Origin of the sequence: Methylorubrum rhodesianum, from assembly GCF_014199985.1 — a bacterium.
Taxonomy (GTDB): Bacteria; Pseudomonadota; Alphaproteobacteria; order Rhizobiales; family Beijerinckiaceae; genus Methylobacterium; species Methylobacterium rhodesianum.
Genome location: NZ_JACHOS010000013.1, coordinates 65709 through 84392 on the forward strand (window position 1 = coordinate 65709; position 18684 = coordinate 84392).

At 68.6% G+C, this 18684-nt stretch carries 16 protein-coding genes; 6 read left to right on the forward strand and 10 right to left on the reverse strand.

Annotated elements, in window-relative coordinates; translation table 11 throughout:
- Positions 1–129: 129 nt before the first annotated feature.
- Positions 130–408: a hypothetical protein gene (locus tag HNR01_RS18955; protein ID WP_153873247.1), complete on the reverse strand. Its 279-nt coding sequence runs from the start codon at positions 406–408 to the stop codon at positions 130–132.
- Positions 409–772: 364 nt separating this feature from the next.
- On the opposite strand from HNR01_RS18955, the gene HNR01_RS18960 reads away from it, so the two are divergent.
- Together HNR01_RS18960 and HNR01_RS18965 are read left to right on the forward strand one after the other, a co-directional pair.
- Positions 773–1408, forward strand: coding sequence for a glutathione S-transferase N-terminal domain-containing protein (locus tag HNR01_RS18960; RefSeq protein ID WP_183669099.1), 636 nt, complete (start codon positions 773–775; stop codon positions 1406–1408).
- A 350-nt stretch (positions 1409–1758) separates the two neighbouring features.
- Positions 1759–2268, forward strand: coding sequence for a DUF3280 domain-containing protein (locus tag HNR01_RS18965; RefSeq protein WP_375373201.1), 510 nt, complete (start codon positions 1759–1761; stop codon positions 2266–2268).
- Positions 2269–2942: 674 nt separating this feature from the next.
- Here HNR01_RS18965 and tolB read toward each other — a convergent pair.
- From tolB to ruvB, 8 genes are all read right to left on the reverse strand, one after another.
- Positions 2943–4283 carry a Tol-Pal system beta propeller repeat protein TolB gene (tolB, locus tag HNR01_RS18970; RefSeq protein WP_183669101.1) on the reverse strand — a complete coding sequence of 447 codons (1341 nt, stop codon included), beginning with the start codon at positions 4281–4283 and terminating at the stop codon, positions 2943–2945.
- Between the two features lie 74 nt (positions 4284–4357).
- The gene (tolA, locus tag HNR01_RS18975) at positions 4358–5734 is read right to left on the reverse strand and encodes a cell envelope integrity protein TolA (protein ID WP_017483318.1); all 1377 of its coding nucleotides are present in this window, start codon (positions 5732–5734) and stop codon (positions 4358–4360) included.
- A gap of 14 nt (positions 5735–5748) precedes the next feature.
- Positions 5749–6198 carry an ExbD/TolR family protein gene (locus HNR01_RS18980; protein ID WP_012456993.1) on the reverse strand — a complete coding sequence of 150 codons (450 nt, stop codon included), beginning with the start codon at positions 6196–6198 and terminating at the stop codon, positions 5749–5751.
- Positions 6199–6232: 34 nt separating this feature from the next.
- On the reverse strand, positions 6233–6949 hold the full coding sequence (gene tolQ / locus HNR01_RS18985) for a protein TolQ (protein WP_026105355.1): 717 nt from the start codon (positions 6947–6949) through the stop codon (positions 6233–6235).
- Positions 6950–7262: 313 nt separating this feature from the next.
- Positions 7263–7694 carry a tol-pal system-associated acyl-CoA thioesterase gene (gene ybgC / locus HNR01_RS18990; protein ID WP_026105354.1) on the reverse strand — a complete coding sequence of 144 codons (432 nt, stop codon included), beginning with the start codon at positions 7692–7694 and terminating at the stop codon, positions 7263–7265.
- A gap of 132 nt (positions 7695–7826) precedes the next feature.
- Positions 7827–8543, reverse strand: a complete 717-nt coding sequence (locus tag HNR01_RS18995; RefSeq protein WP_183669103.1) for a DUF4142 domain-containing protein — start codon at positions 8541–8543, stop codon at positions 7827–7829.
- A gap of 284 nt (positions 8544–8827) precedes the next feature.
- Complete coding sequence (locus HNR01_RS19000; protein WP_183669105.1) at positions 8828–9808, reverse strand: metallophosphoesterase; 981 nt, start codon at positions 9806–9808, stop codon at positions 8828–8830.
- Entirely contained in the window at positions 9801–10871 is a 1071-nt protein-coding gene (gene ruvB / locus HNR01_RS19005) for a Holliday junction branch migration DNA helicase RuvB (RefSeq protein ID WP_017483313.1), read from the reverse strand. The genes HNR01_RS19000 and ruvB overlap by 8 nt, the downstream gene beginning before the upstream one ends.
- A gap of 182 nt (positions 10872–11053) precedes the next feature.
- Here ruvB and HNR01_RS19010 point away from each other — a divergent pair, with 182 nt between their 5' ends.
- Positions 11054–12838 carry a L,D-transpeptidase family protein gene (locus HNR01_RS19010; RefSeq protein ID WP_183669107.1) on the forward strand — a complete coding sequence of 595 codons (1785 nt, stop codon included), beginning with the start codon at positions 11054–11056 and terminating at the stop codon, positions 12836–12838.
- Positions 12839–12985: 147 nt separating this feature from the next.
- A complete protein-coding gene (locus tag HNR01_RS19015) occupies positions 12986–13513 on the forward strand; it encodes a Dps family protein (protein ID WP_096487552.1) in 528 nt (175 codons plus the stop codon).
- Positions 13514–13673: 160 nt separating this feature from the next.
- Here HNR01_RS19015 and HNR01_RS19020 read toward each other — a convergent pair whose 3' ends face one another.
- Positions 13674–16376 (reverse strand): bifunctional acetate--CoA ligase family protein/GNAT family N-acetyltransferase, encoded by a 2703-nt coding sequence (locus HNR01_RS19020; RefSeq protein WP_183669109.1) that lies wholly within the window; start codon positions 16374–16376, stop codon positions 13674–13676.
- A 325-nt stretch (positions 16377–16701) separates the two neighbouring features.
- Between HNR01_RS19020 and HNR01_RS19025 the strand changes: the two genes are divergently transcribed.
- Positions 16702–17352: a class II aldolase/adducin family protein gene (locus HNR01_RS19025; RefSeq protein WP_183669111.1), complete on the forward strand. Its 651-nt coding sequence runs from the start codon at positions 16702–16704 to the stop codon at positions 17350–17352.
- A 722-nt stretch (positions 17353–18074) separates the two neighbouring features.
- Complete coding sequence (locus HNR01_RS28165) at positions 18075–18590, forward strand: Ros/MucR family transcriptional regulator (protein WP_017483308.1); 516 nt, start codon at positions 18075–18077, stop codon at positions 18588–18590.
- Positions 18591–18684 lie beyond the last annotated feature (94 nt).

Here is an 18684-nt window from a genome sequence, read left to right on the forward strand (position 1 = left end):
GTTGGCCTCCGCTTCGGCGGGTAGCGTTTCAGATCAGTTCGGCAGGGCAACACGCCCGCCGTCGTTCGGTTCACCCGCGGCTTGGCCCCTCGACCCTGCGAGCAGTTCCCGGACCGCCGTTCCGACCGGTCAGGCCTTCTGCTGCTTCAGGCGCTTGACGCACTTGCTGTAGTATTGCGGCCATTTCGGTCCCTGGGCGGCCTTCTCGGTCGCCGAGAGCGCGCGCCACTCGGCGCCGCACTTCTTCTGCCGCTCGCGGGCGGCGGACTGGGCGACGCTCGGCTCCTTCCCGGTCTCCTTCGCCGTCTCCTTGGCGGTCGGCGCGCTCCAGGCCTCCTTGGCCGTCGCGGCCTGAGCCAGGAGCAGCGGCAGGGCCATCATGGCGGCGGCGAGGAGACGAGAGAGCATCAGGCAACTCCGGTGGGACGGATTCGGCAGCGTCGCCGTACGCCGCATCACAGCCGCATCGGCGGGCAAAGAGCAAGCGTTCTCTGCAACTTGCGTAGGAAAGCCCCGCTTTTGTCTCGGCCTCGATCCCCGGCACATGCCCCTGCGCCCAGGGTTCGGCCGCGCACGAGGCCATTTCGGAACCGGGATCCCGGAGAGCCGGCTGGGCGCGACGGGCGTGGCCGTCATCGCGGTCCCGTCGCGAGCTTGGCCTTTGGCGAACTTGGCCTTTGGCGAGCTTGGCCTTTGGCTTGAGCCTTCGAGGCTTTCCGCGCTACCTCATGGGCCGAGGATGGGCGCGGGCCCGCTTTCCCGGGATGCCAGCATGGCGGTCACGACGGCGCAGCCGATCGAACTCTACACCTGGAGCACACCGAACGGGTGGAAGATCCCGATCATGCTCGAAGAGTGCGGGCTGCCCTATCGGGTCGTGCCGGTGAATATCGGCAAGGGCGAGCAGATGGCGCCCGACTTCCTCGCCATCTCGCCGAACAACAAGATCCCGGCCATCGTCGATCCGGACGGCCCGGGCGGAGCGCCGATCTCGGTGTTCGAGTCCGGCGCGATCCTGCAGTATCTCGGGCGCAAGACCGGCTGCCTCTATCCGAGCGACGAGCGTGCCCGCACGGCGGTCGATGAGTGGCTGTTCTGGCAGGTCGGCGGCCTCGGCCCGATGCTGGGACAGGCCCACCATTTCCGCATCTACGCCCAGGACAAGATCCCCTACGCCATCGAGCGCTTCACGGATGAAGCCAAGCGCCTCTACGGCGTCCTCGACCGGCGGCTGGCGGCGCACGAATATCTCGCCGACGCCTACTCGATCGCCGACATCGCCGCGCTGACCTGGGCGAAGTTCCACGGCAAGCAGGGCATCGAGCTCGACGGCCTCCCGAACGTTCGTCGCTGGCTCGATGCGCTCCTCGCCCGTCCGGCGGTACAGCGCGGCCTTGCCGCGATCTGACCGGAGGCGGCCCCGAGACCACCCTCCCCACCCCAGCGCACCCGCGGCAGCGCGCGTTCCACGGGCCGGCACATCTGCTGGGGCGCTTCGTACCGGCCCGCGAAACCGTCCCGCCGCCGGGGGGAAGCGGTGGCGACAGGGTTTCCATCTTCACGCCGGATTGATTCTGGTTTGTGTCCGCCCGCCGCGGCGATCCGCTGTAGTCGTCGGCGGGTCCGACCGGCGCGGATCGCACGGGCAGCCAGGGCACCGCGTCGGGCCATCGCCGGCCTGTGCGACGGAACTCCGAGGTCGCCCCCTGTGATGTCCACCAGCGGCCTCTTCAGCCGCGGCCGGAGACCCGGATGGACATGGATCGGTTCGTAGCTCGTTGCATGCTCGCGGCTCTGACACTCGTCGGCGGCCTCAGCCTCTTCGTCGGTGTCGCGCGCGCCGAGCCCGAGAAGGCCGCTGTCTTCGATTTCCAATTCGCCAAGGGCGCGCCGACCGAGCCCTCGGAGGCCGAGCACGAGCGACTGAGGCGGACCAGCGAGACCCTGCGCGCGTTGATGGCCGAGAGCGGGCGCTACACGCTGGTTTCGACGGATCCGGTTCGGGAAGAGGTGGCCAAGAGTGCCGACCTGCGCGCCTGCAACGGCTGCGCGGAGGATTTCGCCCGCCGTCTCGGTGCCCACACGGTCGTCACCGGCGAGGTTCAGAAGGTCTCGAACCTGATCCTCAACATCAATGTCTACGTGAAGCCCCTCGCGGCCGGTGCGCCCGAGCGGGCCTACAGCGTCGACCTGCGCGGAAATACCGACGAATCCTTCGACCGGGGCATCCGCTACCTCGTCAAGAACCGCCTTCTCGAGGCACGCTGAGACCGGGAGCCCGGCGCCTCGCGAAGAGGCACGGAGTGTTTTCTCCCAGGACGCACAGGACTTTATCCCTGGGCCGCAGTAAGCCGTTGCCGGCGAACGATTTTGCCGGTCAGTAATTCGTCGAGATAAAAAACAGTCGGCTTGGCAGCAGATTTCTTCTTGACGACCTGCCAATACCGACGCAGTCTCTCTGCGTGCTTCGCATTCGCAAGCACATCGGCCAAGAAACCGCTGGTCCGCGCACGGTTTGTTGGCGAAAGCTGGAGGAGACAGGAATGACTCCACCGCAGCGCAAAGCCGCGACGATAGCCTGAGAACCCGTTCGGTCTCGGACTTAGTGGCCCGCCACGAACACCGGACGGAAGCGGCTCCCTAGGGGCGCAGAAGCGGCCGACACGGCGCGACTTCGAACACGCATCAGCCCCACCTGCGGACCGCTTCCGCCGCGGTTTCTATTGCGAGAGAGACGATTGCACCGTGCCAGCCGTTGAGGCTCGCGCGGATTTCGTCATTGCTGCGGAGTCCTAGCTCGACGGAATGACAGTCCGGCCGAAGTCGGCAGCGCCGGAACGCGTCGGGGGACGGAGATTCCCGCTACCGTCCCCGTCCGCATCGTCCGGGAAGCATTCGTCACCGGCCTCGCGGGGCGGGGCCGGTCGTCTCCGGGCCGCCGGCTACTTGCCCGAAAGCAATGGCGACCATGTCGGGTCTGAGGCGAAGGACGGCGTCGGCACCGGCTGCTCCACCTTTCCGGTGATGTCGACCATGTAAAGCTTGCCGCCCCCCTGGCCGCCGGGATCGCGGAAGAACATTACGTACTGGCCGTTGGGCGCGAAGGTCGGGCTCTCGTTGTGGAAGCCCTCGGTCAGCACCCGCTCGCCCGAGCCGTCGGGCTTCATCACGCAGATGGCGAAGCCGCCCTTCCGCTGCCGGGTGAAGGCGATGAGATCGCCGCGCGGCGACCAGGCCGGCTGCGAGGCGGAGCCTTCGCCGAAGGAGAGACGGCGCGGGTTCGAGCCGTCGGCGCCCATGACGTAGATCTGCTGCGAGCCGCCGCGGTCGGATTCGAACACGATCTGGCTGCCGTCCGGCGAGTAGCTGGGCGAGGTGTCGATGGCGAGACCTTGCGTCACCGGCGTCTGCGCTTTCGAGGCGAGATCGACGGTGACGATGTCGGCGTTTCCGCCCTGCTGCACGCTCATCACCAATCGGCGCCCGTCCGGCGAGAAGCGCGGGCTCGCGCTCATCGAGGCGAAGTTGCCGACGGTCTGGCGTTTGCCGGTCTCCAGGTCGATCATCTGCACCTTGGGCTGCTGGCCCGGCGCCTGGGTCATGAAGGCGATGTCCTGCCCCGCCGGCGAGTAGCGCGGCGCCACAACCGAGACGTCGCCGCCGCCGGTGAGCGCGCGGACATTTGCGCCGTCCTGATCCATCACCATCAGGCGCTTGCGGCGGTTCTCCTTCGGGCCGGATTCATCGACATAGGCGACGCGGCTGTCGAACCACGGCCCGAGGCCGGTGACCTTGGTGTAGACCGCATCCGACACGAGATGCCCGGTGCGGCGCGCGTTGGCGACGTCGGTGCCGTATTGCTGACCCGTGATCTGCTGGCCCGAGGCCACGTCCCAGAGGCGGAAGGCGACGGTGAGCCGGCCGGAGGCGTCGCGCCCGACCCGTCCCGTCACCAGCGCCTGCACGCCCGCGCCTTTCCACGCCTCGAAGTTCGGCGCCGCGTCGAAGCTCGGATTCTCGGGGAAGCGCCCCTTCTCCAGCGGCGTGAAGTAGCCGGAACGGCGCAGGTTATTGGTGATGACGCTGGAGACCAGCGTCCCGAGGCTGGCATCGCCGGCGAAGTCGGCGATCGCGATCGGCATCGGCTGGAAGGCGCCGCTGCCGATGCGGAGCTGGAGCTGCGCCTGCGCCGGGATGGCAGCGGGAAGCGCCAGGGCGAAGACGCCGAGCGCGGCCGCGAAAGCCGGCAGGAGGGCGCGCCGGGTGAAGGCTGTTCCAGGCATGGGACGAGTCCAGGTCGGTCAGGGAGTGCGAGGAGGGAAGGCCGCGAGGATGCGGTGTGATCGGCGGGAGCGGATCACACGGGCGAGAACTCGAACTCGGCGTTGATGGCCTTCCAGTCGTTGTAATACGGCGCGTACTGGGTCGGGATCTTGTAGGGCGCACAGCGCCGCACGGCCCGGAGCGCCGCCTGGGCGATCGACTGATCGACCGAATTGTTTCCAGCGCGCATCACCCGCGGCTCGCTCGTGAGCGAACCGTCCGGGTTGAGGCGGATATCGAGCATCGGCAGCACCACACCCTGCGTCGCGCCGGGCGGGGCCGAGTAGCACCGCTCGATCTGCTGCTGCAGCATGCCGACGAGGGCATCGCGCAGGGACGGCGAGAGGCGCTGGGCATTGCCCGTCGCCGTGCCGAGCGAGGCCGTGCGCTGGACCTCGCGGCCGGTGGAGCCCGTCGACTGCGAGGCGGCCTTCGAGGCGAGCGTCTGCCGGATGTCTCCTGGGCTGAATTTGTTGGCGAGTTCCGCCTGCTGGCGCGCCTTGGCCTCGGCATCCGCCTTCGCCTTGGCTTCGGCCATCGCCTTCGCCTTGGCTTTCGCGGCGGCCTCGGCCTTGGCCTTCGCTTCGGCTTCCGCCTTGGCCTTGGCCTCCGCGACCTGCTTGCGATGCTCGGCTTCCGCCTCGGCTTTGGCCGCCGCTTCCGCCTTGGCCTTTGCCTCCGCTTCCGCCTTGGCGTGGGCCTCGGCCTCCGCTTTCGCCTTGGCGTCGGCCTTCGCCTTGGCGTCCGCCCGCGCCTTGGCCCTGGCTTCCGCCGCCTTCGCCGCAGCCTCGGCTTCCGCCTGCTCGCGCTCGACCAGCTTCTGGAGCTCCTCGCGCTTCTCGGCCTCCGCCTTGGCAGCGGCGGCCTTGGCTTCCGCCGCCTTGGCGGCCTCGGCCTTGGCAGCTTCGGCCTTGGCCGCGGCATCCGCCTTCGCCTTGGCTTCGGCCTTGGCTTTCGCCTCGGCGGCCTTGGCCGCAGCCGCCTTCTCGGCCTCGGCCTTCGCGGCTTCCGCCTTGGCCGCGGCGGCCTCCGCCTCCTCCTTGACGGGGTCGGCGGTGTCGGCGCGCAGGGGCATCGCATCGACGGCGGCGAGCTTGGTGTCGGCGGTGCGGGTCGGCGCGGCCGGCGCGTCGGTCTTGGCGTTCTCCGGTTCGCGCTGCTCGATCTTCTCGGAGACGCGATCGGCGCGGTTCGGATTGTTCTGCGGCTTCTCGGCGTTGCGCTCGCCGCGGGTGAGTTCCGAGAACTGCTGCTCGGTCAGCACCTCGACCGGCACGCCCTCCTGCGCGTCGGGCAGCGCCGGAGCGGCGACCGCGAACAGCGCGAGTCCGAGCACGGCGGCATGCGCGCCGGCGGAGATCCAGACGCCCGGTTCGCGATTTCGAAAAGACTCGGGCCAGCGCAGAGCCACTTTGTCCCGCTCCGCTAATTCGATTCCGGTTCGGTGACGAGGGCGACCTTCTTGAAGCCGCCGCCGGTCACGATCGCCATCACCTGGGCCACGCGTCCGTAATCGACGCGCTTGTCGCCGCGCACGAACACGCGCTCCTCGGTGCCCGTCTTCGCCGTCTGCATGAGCTGGGGCACGATGTCGTCGTCCTTCAGCTCAACCTCGCCGAGATAGACTTCGCCGGTACGGCGGATCGAGAGCGTGATCGGCTTGACGTCGGAATTGAGCGGGCTCGCCTTGGATTGCGGAAGGTCGAGGGGCACGCCCACCGTCATCATCGGCGCAGCCACCATGAACACGATCAGCAGCACCAGCACGACGTCGATGAACGGCGTCATGTTGATTTCGTTGATGGCGCCGTGTCCGCGCCGTCCGCGGCGGCGGCGCTTGCCGCCGCCCTGCGCCGCGCCGTGCGTCATGCCCATCGATCCGGCTCCCGCTTCCGTTTAGCTGCGATGATCAGGCGGCGACCGAGAGGCGCTCGTCGATCTGGCGCGAGAGGATCGCCGAGAACTCGTCGGCAAACCCCTCGAGTCGCGATTGCGACTTGGCGACGGAGGCCTGGAGCTTGTTGTAGGCGAGCACCGCGGGAATCGCCGCGAACAGTCCGATGGCGGTGGCGAACAGAGCCTCGGCGATGCCCGGCGCCACGACCGCGAGGGAGGTGTTCTTGGAAGCCGCGATCGAGGTGAAGGCGGTCATGATGCCCCAGACCGTGCCGAACAGGCCGATATACGGGCCGGCCGAGCCGATCGAGGCGAGGAACAGGAGCTTGGAATCGAGCCGCTCGACCTCGCGCTGAATCGTCACGTCGAGCACCTTGTCGATGCGCTGCGACAGCGAGTGGATCTGCCGGCCCGAGCCCTCGAAGGAACGCTTCCACTCCCGCATGGCGGCGACGAACAGGGCACCGAGCCCGGTCGGCTGGCGGTCGTTGAAGGAACGGTAGAGCTCCTCCAGCGAGCGTCCGGACCAGAACGCCTCCTCGAAGGCGTCCATCTCGGCTTCGACGCGGCGGAACAGCAGCGTCTTGTCGACGATGATCGACCAGCACCAGACCGAAGCGCCGAGCAGGCCCAGCATCACGATCTTCACGACGAAGTGGGCCTGCCAGAACAGGCCGAACAGGCTCATGTCTGCGACGGGCGCGGCCTGCATGGCATCGGCTGGAGTCATCGAACGATCCTCGCGTCGTCAGGGCCGCGCCACCGCGGGCCGGACTGCCGACTGATCCTTTGAGCGATGAGACCTGAGATCACTCGCGAATCTGTCGAAAGTAAGGGTCGGACGCTCAGCCGGCCCGGCCCTTGCTGCGGCGCGGTGCTAGCTTGCCCGCACACGAGTCTAAGCCTGCGACAGGGTTAAGAAAGCGTTGCTCGGTCCAGCATCCGGCCCTTCACGAGAGGACCAGGATCTGCAGCCGCCGGGATCATGGGTCATGGATTATGGGCTCGGATCGAACGACATGTCCTGCGGCCCGGCCACGAGTTCAGGCGGATCTCGCTGCCGACGGCGTCAGTGTCCGGCGCAGGCTCTCGGGCAGGCGGATCGCCCGCCCGTTGCGGACGCAGGCGACGACCACCTCGGCACGCACGAGCACGTCCTCGCCGCGGCGCACCTCCTGGGCCAGATGCATGGAGGCGCCACGCAGCTCGCTCGTTCGCGTGTGAACCTCGATGAGGTCGTCCATGCGGGCGGGCTTCAGGTAATCGAGGGTCATCCTGCGCACGACGAACACGAGCCCGGCGCCGTCGGCGTGCAGATCCGACTGGTCGCCGGCGAGGGAGCGCAGCAATTCGGTGCGCCCGCGCTCCATGAAGCGCAGATAGCTCGCGTGATAGACGAAGCCCGAGAAGTCGGTGTCCTCGTAATAGACGCGCAGCGGGAGTCGGTGCGCGTCGGCGCCGGTCATCGGATCCATGAGCATCCGGAAGTGAAAAGGGTCCGGGTTCTTACCGGCTCTCGACCGCGGTGGCGAGGGCGGCCGAGACCAGAAACGGCGAGAGCCGCCCCTTTCGGGAGCGGCCCTGCCAATGCGACGGAATTGGATCGTTCAGCCGCCGATCCGGTCGGCGAGCGTCGCGGAATGGGCGTGCTCGTCGGCGATGTAGGGCAGCGCCTGGTTGGCGAAGGTGCGGCCGGCAGCGCTGTCGCCGTTGCGGGCATAGCTACTGTAGAGCGCGAGCGTGCGGGCATCCGAACGCGCCTGCTCGTTGACGTAGGTGCGGTCGAACTCGCGGGCGGATCGGGCCGAGCGCAGGCGCTCGAGGCGCTGCTGTCCGTTCGGGCCGAGCGCGACGGGGCGGCCGGGCTCGCCCGGGCTGTTGTCGATCAGGCCGACGCCGCCGAGCACGCCGCCGACGATGCCGGTGCCGATGTTGGCCGCGAGCGTGACCGGGGCGAGCACCACGCCGACCGGATTGTCGAGGCGGGTCGGGATTCCCTGCTGATCGGAGACGACCCGTCCGCTGGCGGTGAGCGAGGTGCCCTCCGGCAGCAGCGCCCTGGTGGTGGCCTCACGCTCGACCAGCACCCGGTTGGCGTAGTTGCGCACGCGCGGGTTGCGGGAGCGCTCGAGGGCGATGCGGCTCGCCTCGATGCTCGCGGCGTCCGAGCGCAGCGCCTCGGCGCGGAACTCCCGCGTGTCGGTCGCGGCCGATCCGATCGGCGCCTCGGCGCCGATGCGGAGCGGCAGGGCGTCCTGAGCCAGGGCGGGCGTAGCAAGAGCGGCGACGGACAGGCCGAGGGCGGCCAGAACGGTCGACTTCATGGCGGATGCTTCCTTGAAGGTCGTGCTGGATACGTTGTTGAGGCCGACGCCCGTGAAAGAGCGGGGTCGCGGCCTCAACTTGTGCGGTGCATGCATGTTCCGCCGCCGCACAATCCTGTGATCACAGGTCTGAAGCTGCGCCTTTCGCGCGTCCGATCCGTGGAGCTGGCTCGAAAAACGATGAGGGATCAAGGCCGATCGCCGGCAGGCGCTGCCACGGAACAGCACGCATGGCTCCGCTCGACGATGAGGATCGTCGCTTCAACGATCAGAGTGATATGCGATCACTGCATGTCTCGGGAGGTTGTGGTTCCGGCCTCGCCGAGGTCGATCACGACGATCTCCGGCGGTATGCCGAACCGCACCGGAGCGATACTCATGCCGAGACCGCCGGAGACGATCAGGTCGGCCTGCTCGCGGACATGGCCGTAGGCGAAGCGGTTCTTGTAGCGGGAGGGCACGACCGGCGCGTAGCCGAACAGGCGAACCTGCCCACCGTGGGTGTGACCCGAGAGCGTCAGGGCGATCCGCGCCGGCACCTGAGGGAAGATGTCGGGCTCGTGCGCCAGCAGGATCGCGGGCGCGCCTTCGGGGATTTGAGCGAGGGTGCCGGGCAGGTCGTCGACGCCGGTCCTTGGATGGCCGCGCTTGCGCGCGCTCGGAACGAAGGCGATCTGGTCGCCGAGGCCGGCGAGCCAGACCTCGTGTCCCCGCACCGCGAGCGGCAGCGCCTCGTTCTGCAGCACGCGGATGCCGTTGCGCCGCAGGGCCTCGCCCGCGATCGTCGGACCGCTGCCGCGCGCCTGCGCCGATCTGTCCTCCCACCAATCGTGATTGCCGAGGATCGCGTAGACCCCGAGCGGCGCCTGCAGCCGTCCCAGAACCGGTCCCCATTCCGCGGCATCCACGTACCGCGTGACGAGATTCATGCCGGAGACGTAGTCGCCGAGCAGCACCGTCACGTCGCCCTTCAGGGCGTTCGCGGCGGCGACGATGCCGGCGATGCGCGCGGCCGACATCCACGGCTCGCAGGCATGGATGTCGGCGAGCGCGACGATCCGCAGGGTCAGGCCGTCCGGCCAGGGGCCCTTCGGATGAAGCCTGTAGCGGGTGACCGTCAGGCGCATCGGCTCGATGCCGACGGCGTAGGCGCCCGTCGCGGTTCCCGTCAGCGCCGTCGCGCCGAGGCCGATCAGCACCGTGCGGCGTGTGACGGAGACAGGGCTGCGTCCGCCCGCCCTCCCCCGGCCGTCCACTTCAGGCATCCGGGTCGTCGCTTCCGCCGAAGAGACCGAACTGGGTGCTCGGATCGCGCCGGGGCTCGGCGAAGCCCAGGTGGCGGAAGGCGTGCGGCGTGAGCACGCGACCGCGGGGCGTGCGCTGCACGAACCCCTTCTGGATCAGGTAGGGCTCGATGATGTCCTCGATGGCGTCGCGCGGCTCGGACAGGGCCGCGGCGATCGTCTCGATCCCGACCGGGCCGCCGCCGAAGGAAGTGGCGATCAGGGTGAGGTACTTGCGGTCCATCACGTCGAGGCCGACCGGATCGACGTCGAGCATCTGCAGCGCCCGGTCGGCGATGGCCCGGCTGACCGTCTGCGCCTCCTCCACGATGGCGAAGTCGCGCACCCGGCGCAGCAGGCGCCCGGCGATGCGCGGCGTGCCGCGGGCGCGCTTGGCGATCTCGTTGGCGCCCTCCTCCGACATGCCGAGGCCGAGCACCCGCGCGCCGCGGCGGACGATGAGTTCGAGTTCGTCGATCTCGTAGAATTCGAGCCGGATCGGGATGCCGAAGCGGTCGCGCAGCGGCGTGGTGAGCAGGCCCGCGCGGGTCGTGGCGCCGACGAGGGTGAATTTCGGCAGCTCGATCTTCACCGAGCGGGCGGCGGGTCCCTCGCCGATGATCAGGTCGAGCTGGTAATCCTCCATCGCCGGGTAGAGGATCTCCTCCACCGCCGGATTGAGGCGGTGGATCTCGTCGATGAAGAGGACGTCGCGTTCCTCGAGATTGGTGAGCTGCGCGGCGAGATCGCCGGCCTTTGCGATGACCGGGCCGGAGGTCGAGCGGAAGTTCACCCCGAGTTCGCGGGCGACGATCTGGGCGAGCGTCGTCTTGCCCAAGCCCGGCGGGCCGACGAACAGGACGTGGTCGAGGGCCTGCCCGGTCTTCCTGGCCGCCTCGATGAAGATCTGCATGTTGGCGCGCGCCGCGCGCTGGCCGATGAACTCGGCGAGGCTCAGGGGGCGGATCGACTGATCGGCGTCGTCCGCCCTGCGCTCGGGGTTCAACAGGGTCTTGCCGGGCTTCGAGGGTCTGTCTTCGCTCACGGGGGTCTCACGGGGCGTCGGCTGACCTCGCGTTTTGCACATCCGGCGCGCCGGGGCCACCGCGGCGGACCGGCTCCGGGCGATGGGGGCGACGTGCCGCGGCACACGCCGCGCGGGAAGTCTTCAGCGAGTTGGTAACCAACACCGCCGATGATCGCCGCGTGCTCTCGACGAGATCCGCGATGCCGAACGTTTCCTTCGCCCCGCGCGGGCCCCGCCGCGTCCGGCTCCTCGGCGGGACCGGGGCGGCGCTCGCCCTCCTGCTCGCCACCCCGCTCCGGGCCGAGCCTTCGCCTGCGCCCGAGCCTCAGGCCGAATCCCGCATCAACCTGCGGATCGAGCCGAAGGCCGAGAAGGCAGCCGAGCCGAAGCGCGAGCTGAGGGCCGACCCGAAGCCGGAACCGCGTTCGGAGAAGGCCGAACCCAAGTCCGACATCAAGGCCGATCCCAAGCTGGAGCGGCCCACCGCCGACACGGTCGCCGTGCCGACCGAGACTCCGCCGGCGAAGAAGGCGTCGCGTGAGCTGCCGCCGGTCGTCTACGCCCGCGTGTCGGAGGATCCGCTGCCGACCTACACGGCGCAGACGTTCATGGACACCATGCGCGCCGCCGAGCGCTATCAGATCTATGCCGAGGCCGGCGGCTGGAAGACGCTGCCCGCCGATTTCGCCCCGAAGCCCGGCGACAGCCATCCGGCGATCCCCTCGCTCCGCCACCATCTCACCTTGACCGGCGACCTTCCCGCCGATGCGCCGCCCTCCGACCGCTACGATCCGCCGCTGGTGGCCGCGGTGAAGTCGTTTCAGGCGCGGCACGGCCTGCCGGATGCCGGCATCCTCGGCCGCCTGACGCTGAATGCGCTCAACGTTCCGGCTGACGTGCGCCAGCGGCAGCTGCGCGCCTCGGCGCAGCGACTGATGGGTTCGAATTTCGGCTTCGGCGAGCGCTACGTCACCGTGAACATCCCCTCCGCCACCGTGGAGGCGGTGGAGAACGGAACCGTCACCCGCCGCTACGTCGCGGTGGTCGGCTCGCCCGACAAGCAGACGCCCGGGGTCGAGACGCGCATCACCGACGTGAACCTCAACCCGACCTGGACCGTGCCCGTCTCGGTGATCAAGAACGAGATCATCCCGACGATGCGCAAGAACCCCGGCTATCTCGCCAAGAACCGCATCCGCATCCTCGGCCCCGGCGGCGTCGAGGTCGATCCGACCACGATCGACTGGAACACGCAGAAGGCGGTCAACTACACTCTCCGCCAGGATTCCGGCCTCGACAATTCGCTCGGGCAGATCCGCATCGACATGCCGAACCGCCACGCGATCTACATGCACGACACACCTTCGAAATCCCTGTTCGCGGGTTCGGTGCGCTTCCACTCGCACGGCTGCGTCCGCGTCGGGCAGGTGAAGGAGTTCGCCGCGTGGCTGCTCCAGGGCACCGAGGGCCCGAACGGCGCCGGCTCGACCTGGGGCCCGATCGAGATCGAGACTGCCATCGCCGCGGGCGAGCGTCGTGACGTGAAGCTGGTGAAGCCGACGCCGGTCGCCTTCGTCTATCTCACCGGCTACGCCACCTCGGATGGTCGGGTGCATTTCCGCGACGACATCTACGGCCTCGACACGCCACCCGCGCCGGCCGCGGCGGCGACGCCGGACGTCACCACCACCGGCGCCATCACGCCCCGAGCGCCGATGCCGCGCGCTCCGGCCGCGAGCACGCCCCCGCGTCCTCAGCCCTCCGCAGCGCAGGGGGCGCCGGCGAAGCCGGCGGCGCCCAGGACCGAGCCGGTCAAGCCGGTGGTCCGAGACGTTCCTGCAAGCTCCTCGCCCCCCGCCTCGCCTCCCGCGACCGCGCTCCCGGCCCCGCAGAAGCCGCAGGCCCGCAAGGCCGCCCCGCCCGCGCGCGGTCAGGACGGCGAACCGGTCCTGCTGCCGCCCGGCCTCGTCGGCGGGCGCGGCTGACCGGCACCGCGATCCGCGGCATCCCATCCACAACAGCGCTGCCATGCGGAGCGGAACAAAGCTTCCCGCTTCCTCATTCTGCCGATCGAGTGCCGGCGCGGTTGTCGCCGGCTGGAATTCGGTTGCAGATTGTTAGGATCTTCCCCCATGGCCAAGGCTAAGCTGCGTGTCGCCAGCGATCGGCTCAACACGCCGACCGATCTCGATCCGAACGACGTCAAGAAGATTTCGGAGGGCCTGACCGTCCTCCTGTCGGACCTCTTCGCGCTCTACATCAAGACGAAGAACTTCCACTGGCATGTCAGCGGACCGAATTTCCGCGACTACCACCTGCTGCTCGACGAGCAGTCCGAGCAGATCTTCGGCATCATCGATGCCGTCGGCGAGCGGGCCCGTAAGATCGGCGGCACCACCCTGCGCTCGCTTGGCCAGGCCGAGCAGCTCAAGCGCGTCCCGGACAACAACGCGGACTACGTCAGCCCGCTGGAGATGCTCAAGGAGCTGCGCGACGACAACAAGGCGCTGACCGCCAACATGCGCGAGCTGCACGCCGTCACCGACGAGGCCAACGACGTCTCGACCACGAGCCTGCTGGAAGAGTGGATCGACCAGTCCGAGGAGCGCACGTGGTTCCTCTACGAGTCGACCCGCGAGGCTACCGAGAGTGGCCACTGAGCCGTCTGAAGACACTCGAACGCCGAAGGGCCGCCGATCCGAAAGGGTCGGTGGCCTTTCTCGTCCCGCGTACCGGCCCTTTGTTGTCTGACCGAGCGGATCCGGCCGGACCCGTCCCTCGTCGGGCGATGCCGATAGTGGGGCGGAGGGCCGCGGCCGCCTAACTCGCGACTCTCAGGGTTGCCTTCACGAGGCTCGGATCGTCCGGCATCGGTTTCTCGGCGAAGCCGAGATGGCGGCAGACCGCGCGCATCGGCCGGTTCTCCGCGAGGACACTCCCCTCGACACAGCCGATTCCTTCGGCCCGCGCCCAATCGATCATCATGCGCATCAGGGCGACGCCGAGCCCCGTTCCCTTGATGTCGGAGCGCACGAGGATCGCGAACTCGCCGGTGTCGTGATTGGCGTTGGCGTGCAGGCGCACGGCACCGAGCATGCGCCGGCCCTCCTCCGCCGCCTCGTCGATGGCGACGAAGGCGATGGCGCGGGAATAGTCGAGCTGCGTCAGCCGCGCGAGGAAGGCGTGATTGAAGTCGCGCACCGGTGCGAAGAAGCGAAGGCGCACGTCCTCCGGATCCACCTGTGCGAAGAAGGTGCGGAACATCTCCTCGTCATCGGGCCGCACCGGCCGGACCTGCACGCAGCGCTCTCCCACATCGAGGCGCCGCTCCCAGTCGGACGGATAGGGGCGGATCGCGAAGCGCGGGTGCCAGTTCCCGCGCCGGCGTTCGGACCGGGCCGGCTCGGGCGCGATGCGCACGCGGGCGTCGAGCGCGATCGCGCCATCGGCGTCGGCGAGCAGGGGGTTGATATCGAGCTCGCGCACCTCCGGCAGGTCGGCGGCGAGCTGGGCGAGCTTCACCAGCAGCAGGGCGATGGCCGGAAGGTCCGCCGCGGGCACATCGCGATAGGCTTCGAGCCGCCGGGCGACGCGGGTGCGGCGGATCAGTTCGCTGGCGAGCGCAAGGTCGAGGGGCGGCAGCGCGAGCGCGCGGTCGTCGATCACCTCAACCGCGGTCCCGCCCCGGCCGAACACGACGACCGGTCCGAAGACGGGATCTTCGGCAAGGCCGGCGATCAGCTCCCGCCCCTGCGGCCGGCGCACCATCGGCTGAACGGCAAAGCCCGCCACCCGCGCGTCGGGGCGCAGTTCCCTCACCCGCGCGATCATCGCGTGCGCCGCGTCGCGCACATCGGCCTCCGAGGTGAGGCCGAGGCGCACCCCGCCGACTTCAGACTTGTGCACCACGTCCGGCGAGACGAGCTTGAGCACCACCGTGCCGCCGCCGGCGATCAGAGGCCACGCCGCCGCCGCGGCGCCATCGGGATCGGGAGCCAGCGTCACGGGCACCGAGACGATCCTGTAGGCGGTCAGGAGTTCGGTCACGGCGTGGGGGTCGAGCCATGTGCGCCCCTCCGCCAACGCCTGATCCACGATCCGGCGGGCGGCGGCGACGTCCGGCGAGAAATCACGCGGCAGAGCGTCCGGCGTGCGCATCAGGTCGTTCTGCGCCTCGCGATAGCGCACGAGGTGCAGGAACCCCTCGACCGCGTCGGCATCGGTGGCAAACAGCGGAATCTTGGCGTCCGCGTAGATCGACCGGATCGTCTCGTCCTCGCCGATCGACACGGCGAAGACCGGCTTGCGGCGCCCGGCGGAACGGGCCTTGGCGACGGTGCCGGCCACGGTCTCGGCCACGTCGCGGCTGCCCGCCCGCGCGGTCGGCACGTGGACCGCGACGATGGCGTCGCTGTCGCGGCCCGCCAGCAACGGTTCGAGCGCGCGGACATAGTCGCCCGGCACGGCGTCGATCCCGAGATCGAGGGGGTTGGCGTGCCGTCCGTGCCGAACGGAGGCGAGGCTTTCCAGCGTCGCCTCCGCCGGCGCCGCAAGGGTGCCGCCGCGGTCGGTGAGATGGTCGGCGGCCAGCGCTCCGATGCCGCGTCCGTTGGACACGATCATCAGCCTGTTGCCGGGGAAGGGCCGCTGCCGCCCCAGGGTCTCCACGGCGGAGAACATGGCGTCGAGCCCGTCCACCGCGAGGAGGCCGGCCCGGCGGAAGGCGGACTCGTACACGGCGCCCGGTCGGGCCAGCGCGCCGGTATGGGTCTCCGGCTGGCGGCCCGGCGCCTCGTGGCGGCCGGTGCGCAGCACGACCACCGGTTTGGCGCGGGCCGCCGCCCGCGCCGCCGTGAGGAATTTCCGCGCATCCGCGACATGATGAAGGGAGAGGACGATCGCGCGGGTGTGATAATCCTCGGCGAAGTAGTCGAGGCAGTCGGCGATATCGACGTCGGCGGAGCGGCCGAGCGTCATCACCGCCGAGAAGCCGACACCGTGCCGCCATCCCCATTCGGCGATCGCCGAGGCGACGGTGCCCGATTGCGAGATGAGGGCGAGATCTCCCGGCTTCGGCGGCCGCGCGAGCAGGGTCGCGTTCAGGCCGCGCGCCGGCACGCTCAGCCCGATGCTGTCGGGGCCGATCAGCCGCAGGCCGTGCTGCCGTGCCGCCGCCTGGGCCGCGCCGACGGGCGCTGCCTCGCCGTGCCCGAGATGGGCGGACAGGATCACCGCCGCGGCGGCGCCGATCCGGCCCGCCTCCTCCACGATCGCCGGCACCGCCGCCGGTGGCGTCGCCACCAGGACGAGATCGGGGGGCCGAGGCATGTCGGCGAGGCGCGGACTGCATGCCAGCCCGTCGACACTGACCTCGCGCGGATGCACGGGGACGATGTCGCCGGTGAATCCGCCGGCGCGCAGGCCGTCGATGATCGCCCGGCCGACGGAGCCCGGCCGATCGCCGGCTCCCACCACGGCGATGCGGCTCGGCGCGAGCAGAGCCTCGAATCGATAGGTGCTCATGGGCCGCCTATAGCATCCCGGGACGGAAGGCCGAGCCTCAAACGGCATGAGTCGGCTTCGACAGAGCTTCGAGTCCGAAGGATGCCGAGGGATCCGCGCGGAGTGAACCGGCGACCGTCGCCTTCCGTTCGAGCACCATCGTTCGGTGTGCGCCCCGGCCTGCTGCGTCCGGGCGAGTTCGGTGCGGGCGAGCCGTTCCTGTTTCGCCGGCAGGCTGCCGGGGGTAGGGTCGCGCCGATTTTCCCGGACCTGCCGGGCCGGCCGCGCCTGACGAAGCCCGTTCCATGCCCGCGCCGCAGGTTCGTCCCTATTGGAGGAGGTGCCCGTGCCGTCATTCGCGACCCGCCAGGCGATGGTCGAGGCGATGCGCCGGATGCTCGATCTCGGCCTCAGTCAGGGTACTTCGGGCAACCTTTCGGTCCGATCGGGTGCGGGCTTTCTCGTCACCCCGTCTGGAATTCCGGCCGAGCAGCTCAGCCCCGACGACCTCGTGCCCATGGATTTCGACGGGAACTGGGACCACCCGCTCGCGCCCTCCTCCGAATGGCGGTTTCATCGCGACATCTTGGCGGCGCGGCCCGAGATCGGCGCCGTGGTCCATGCCCATCCGCCCTACGCCACCGGTTTCGCGATCTGCGGCCGTGAGATCCCGGCCGTGCATTACATGATCGCCATGGCCGGCGGGCCGACCATCCGTTGTGCTCCCTACGCGCCCTACGGCACGCAGCGCCTCTCGGATCTCGCCCTCTCGGCCCTTGAGGGCCGCAGCGCCTGCCTCCTCGCCAATCACGGCATGATTGCCACCGGTCCGAACCTGTCGAAAGCGATGTGGCTCGCCGTCGAAGTCGAAGCGCTGTGTCGCCAGTACGCCATCGCGCTCCAGGTCGGCGCGCCGGTGGTTCTATCCGACGCCGAGGTCGCCGAGACGGTGGAGCGCTTCCGCTCCTACGGCCCGCGGGACAAGTCCACGCACTGAAATAGGAGGAAGTGCGGCCGGAGCCTCCTTCGCTCCCCGGCCCGATCGCAGAGCGGGAATCGCATTTGCAGTGCGTGCGAACTCGGTCCGGTCGATTTCGGCGACTTGCGGCTGACGATACCTCTTCTTTGTAATCTATGAGAACGACGCTTCACCGTCGCCGCACAACGTCCGAAGTACGGATTCCGGCTTGCAATCAATTTGATCGATGCCGTCGTCGGAATGTATATTCGTCAGATTGCATTTACATTTATTCACGCAGTGCCAAGCCTCCATGATGCTAAACCCAACTATAAAAATGGATTCACAAAGGAAACATGCGTAAAAGTAGCAAGAGATTGGATGGATGATGCTGTGATAGAACTGCGTTGGCGGATTCCTACTCCAGCCTGACGCTTCCAGGACAAGACCGTTGTTGCACTGCAACATCAAGGCGTCTTGCTGATTTACGCAATCTTACCAGATTGATAATCCTGAATGTGCCGCCAAATCCCACGTATATGTGGAGTTTTTTATACGCGTTTAAGCGAAATTCGGCCGATCACCTCGCCAAAAGTTCAATTGAATTTTTTGAGAACGTAAAATCCGCCTTGCGGCCGGATCCATCAAAGGTTAAGTCCTGCGTCATTCAACGCAGTCGCTTCGTGCTCGGCAATGAAGGCGTCGCCTGCGCGACGCGTATTGATGTTCGTCGCTTGCACATATCAGAAGGGATATTGAGCATGTCGGTTGAGGATCGCTCCACTGGCGATTACGTCACCCTGGCCGTCGATATCGTGTCAGCCTATGTGGGGAACAATTCCCTGGCCGTCGGAGAGGTGCCCGGCCTAATCACAGCGGTCCACGCGGCTCTGGCACAATTATCCGATAAGCCGGCCGAGCCAGAGGAACCGGCACTCACACCGGCCGTGCCGATCCGGCGTTCGATCCAGCAGGACTTCCTCGTTTGTCTTGAGGATGGTAAGAAATTCAAGTCACTCAAGCGGCATCTACGGACGCGTTACAATCTTTCGCCCGACGAATATCGTGCGCGCTGGAACTTGCCCGACGACTACCCGATGGTCGCTCCAAGCTATGCCGCGACCCGGTCGCAGCTCGCTCGAACCATGGGGCTCGGCCAGCAGCGCCGGAAATGGCCGGCGAAAACCCCGCCTGAGGCTGCTTCGGAACTGGTTCAGGACGGCAATGCTGCACCGCAACGCCGCCGCGGCCGTGCCCATTCCGGTGACGCGGCCTGAGGCGCAGTCTCCGCGAAAATGTACCGGGCCGTGCTCGCTTCGGCGAACCGCGCGGGGGGGCTTATCCACACGCGATGCGCCTTCGCCCGACGGG

Coding starts and splice junctions, on each gene's coding strand:
- HNR01_RS18965 (WP_375373201.1), top strand. CDS start 1,759: ATGGATCGGTTCGTAGCTCGTTGCATGCTCGCGGCTCTGACACTCGTC.
- HNR01_RS19000 (WP_183669105.1), bottom strand. CDS start 9,808: ATGCCTGAAGTGGACGGCCGGGGGAGGGCGGGCGGACGCAGCCCTGTC.
- HNR01_RS18960 (WP_183669099.1), top strand. CDS start 773: ATGGCGGTCACGACGGCGCAGCCGATCGAACTCTACACCTGGAGCACA.
- HNR01_RS19020 (WP_183669109.1), bottom strand. CDS start 16,376: ATGAGCACCTATCGATTCGAGGCTCTGCTCGCGCCGAGCCGCATCGCC.
- ybgC (WP_026105354.1), bottom strand. CDS start 7,694: ATGGATCCGATGACCGGCGCCGACGCGCACCGACTCCCGCTGCGCGTC.
- tolQ (WP_026105355.1), bottom strand. CDS start 6,949: ATGACTCCAGCCGATGCCATGCAGGCCGCGCCCGTCGCAGACATGAGC.
- tolB (WP_183669101.1), bottom strand. CDS start 4,283: ATGCCTGGAACAGCCTTCACCCGGCGCGCCCTCCTGCCGGCTTTCGCG.
- HNR01_RS18995 (WP_183669103.1), bottom strand. CDS start 8,543: ATGAAGTCGACCGTTCTGGCCGCCCTCGGCCTGTCCGTCGCCGCTCTT.
- HNR01_RS19015 (WP_096487552.1), top strand. CDS start 12,986: ATGGCCAAGGCTAAGCTGCGTGTCGCCAGCGATCGGCTCAACACGCCG.
- HNR01_RS18955 (WP_153873247.1), bottom strand. CDS start 408: ATGCTCTCTCGTCTCCTCGCCGCCGCCATGATGGCCCTGCCGCTGCTC.
- HNR01_RS18980 (WP_012456993.1), bottom strand. CDS start 6,198: ATGGGCATGACGCACGGCGCGGCGCAGGGCGGCGGCAAGCGCCGCCGC.
- HNR01_RS28165 (WP_017483308.1), top strand. CDS start 18,075: ATGTCGGTTGAGGATCGCTCCACTGGCGATTACGTCACCCTGGCCGTC.
- HNR01_RS19010 (WP_183669107.1), top strand. CDS start 11,054: ATGCCGAACGTTTCCTTCGCCCCGCGCGGGCCCCGCCGCGTCCGGCTC.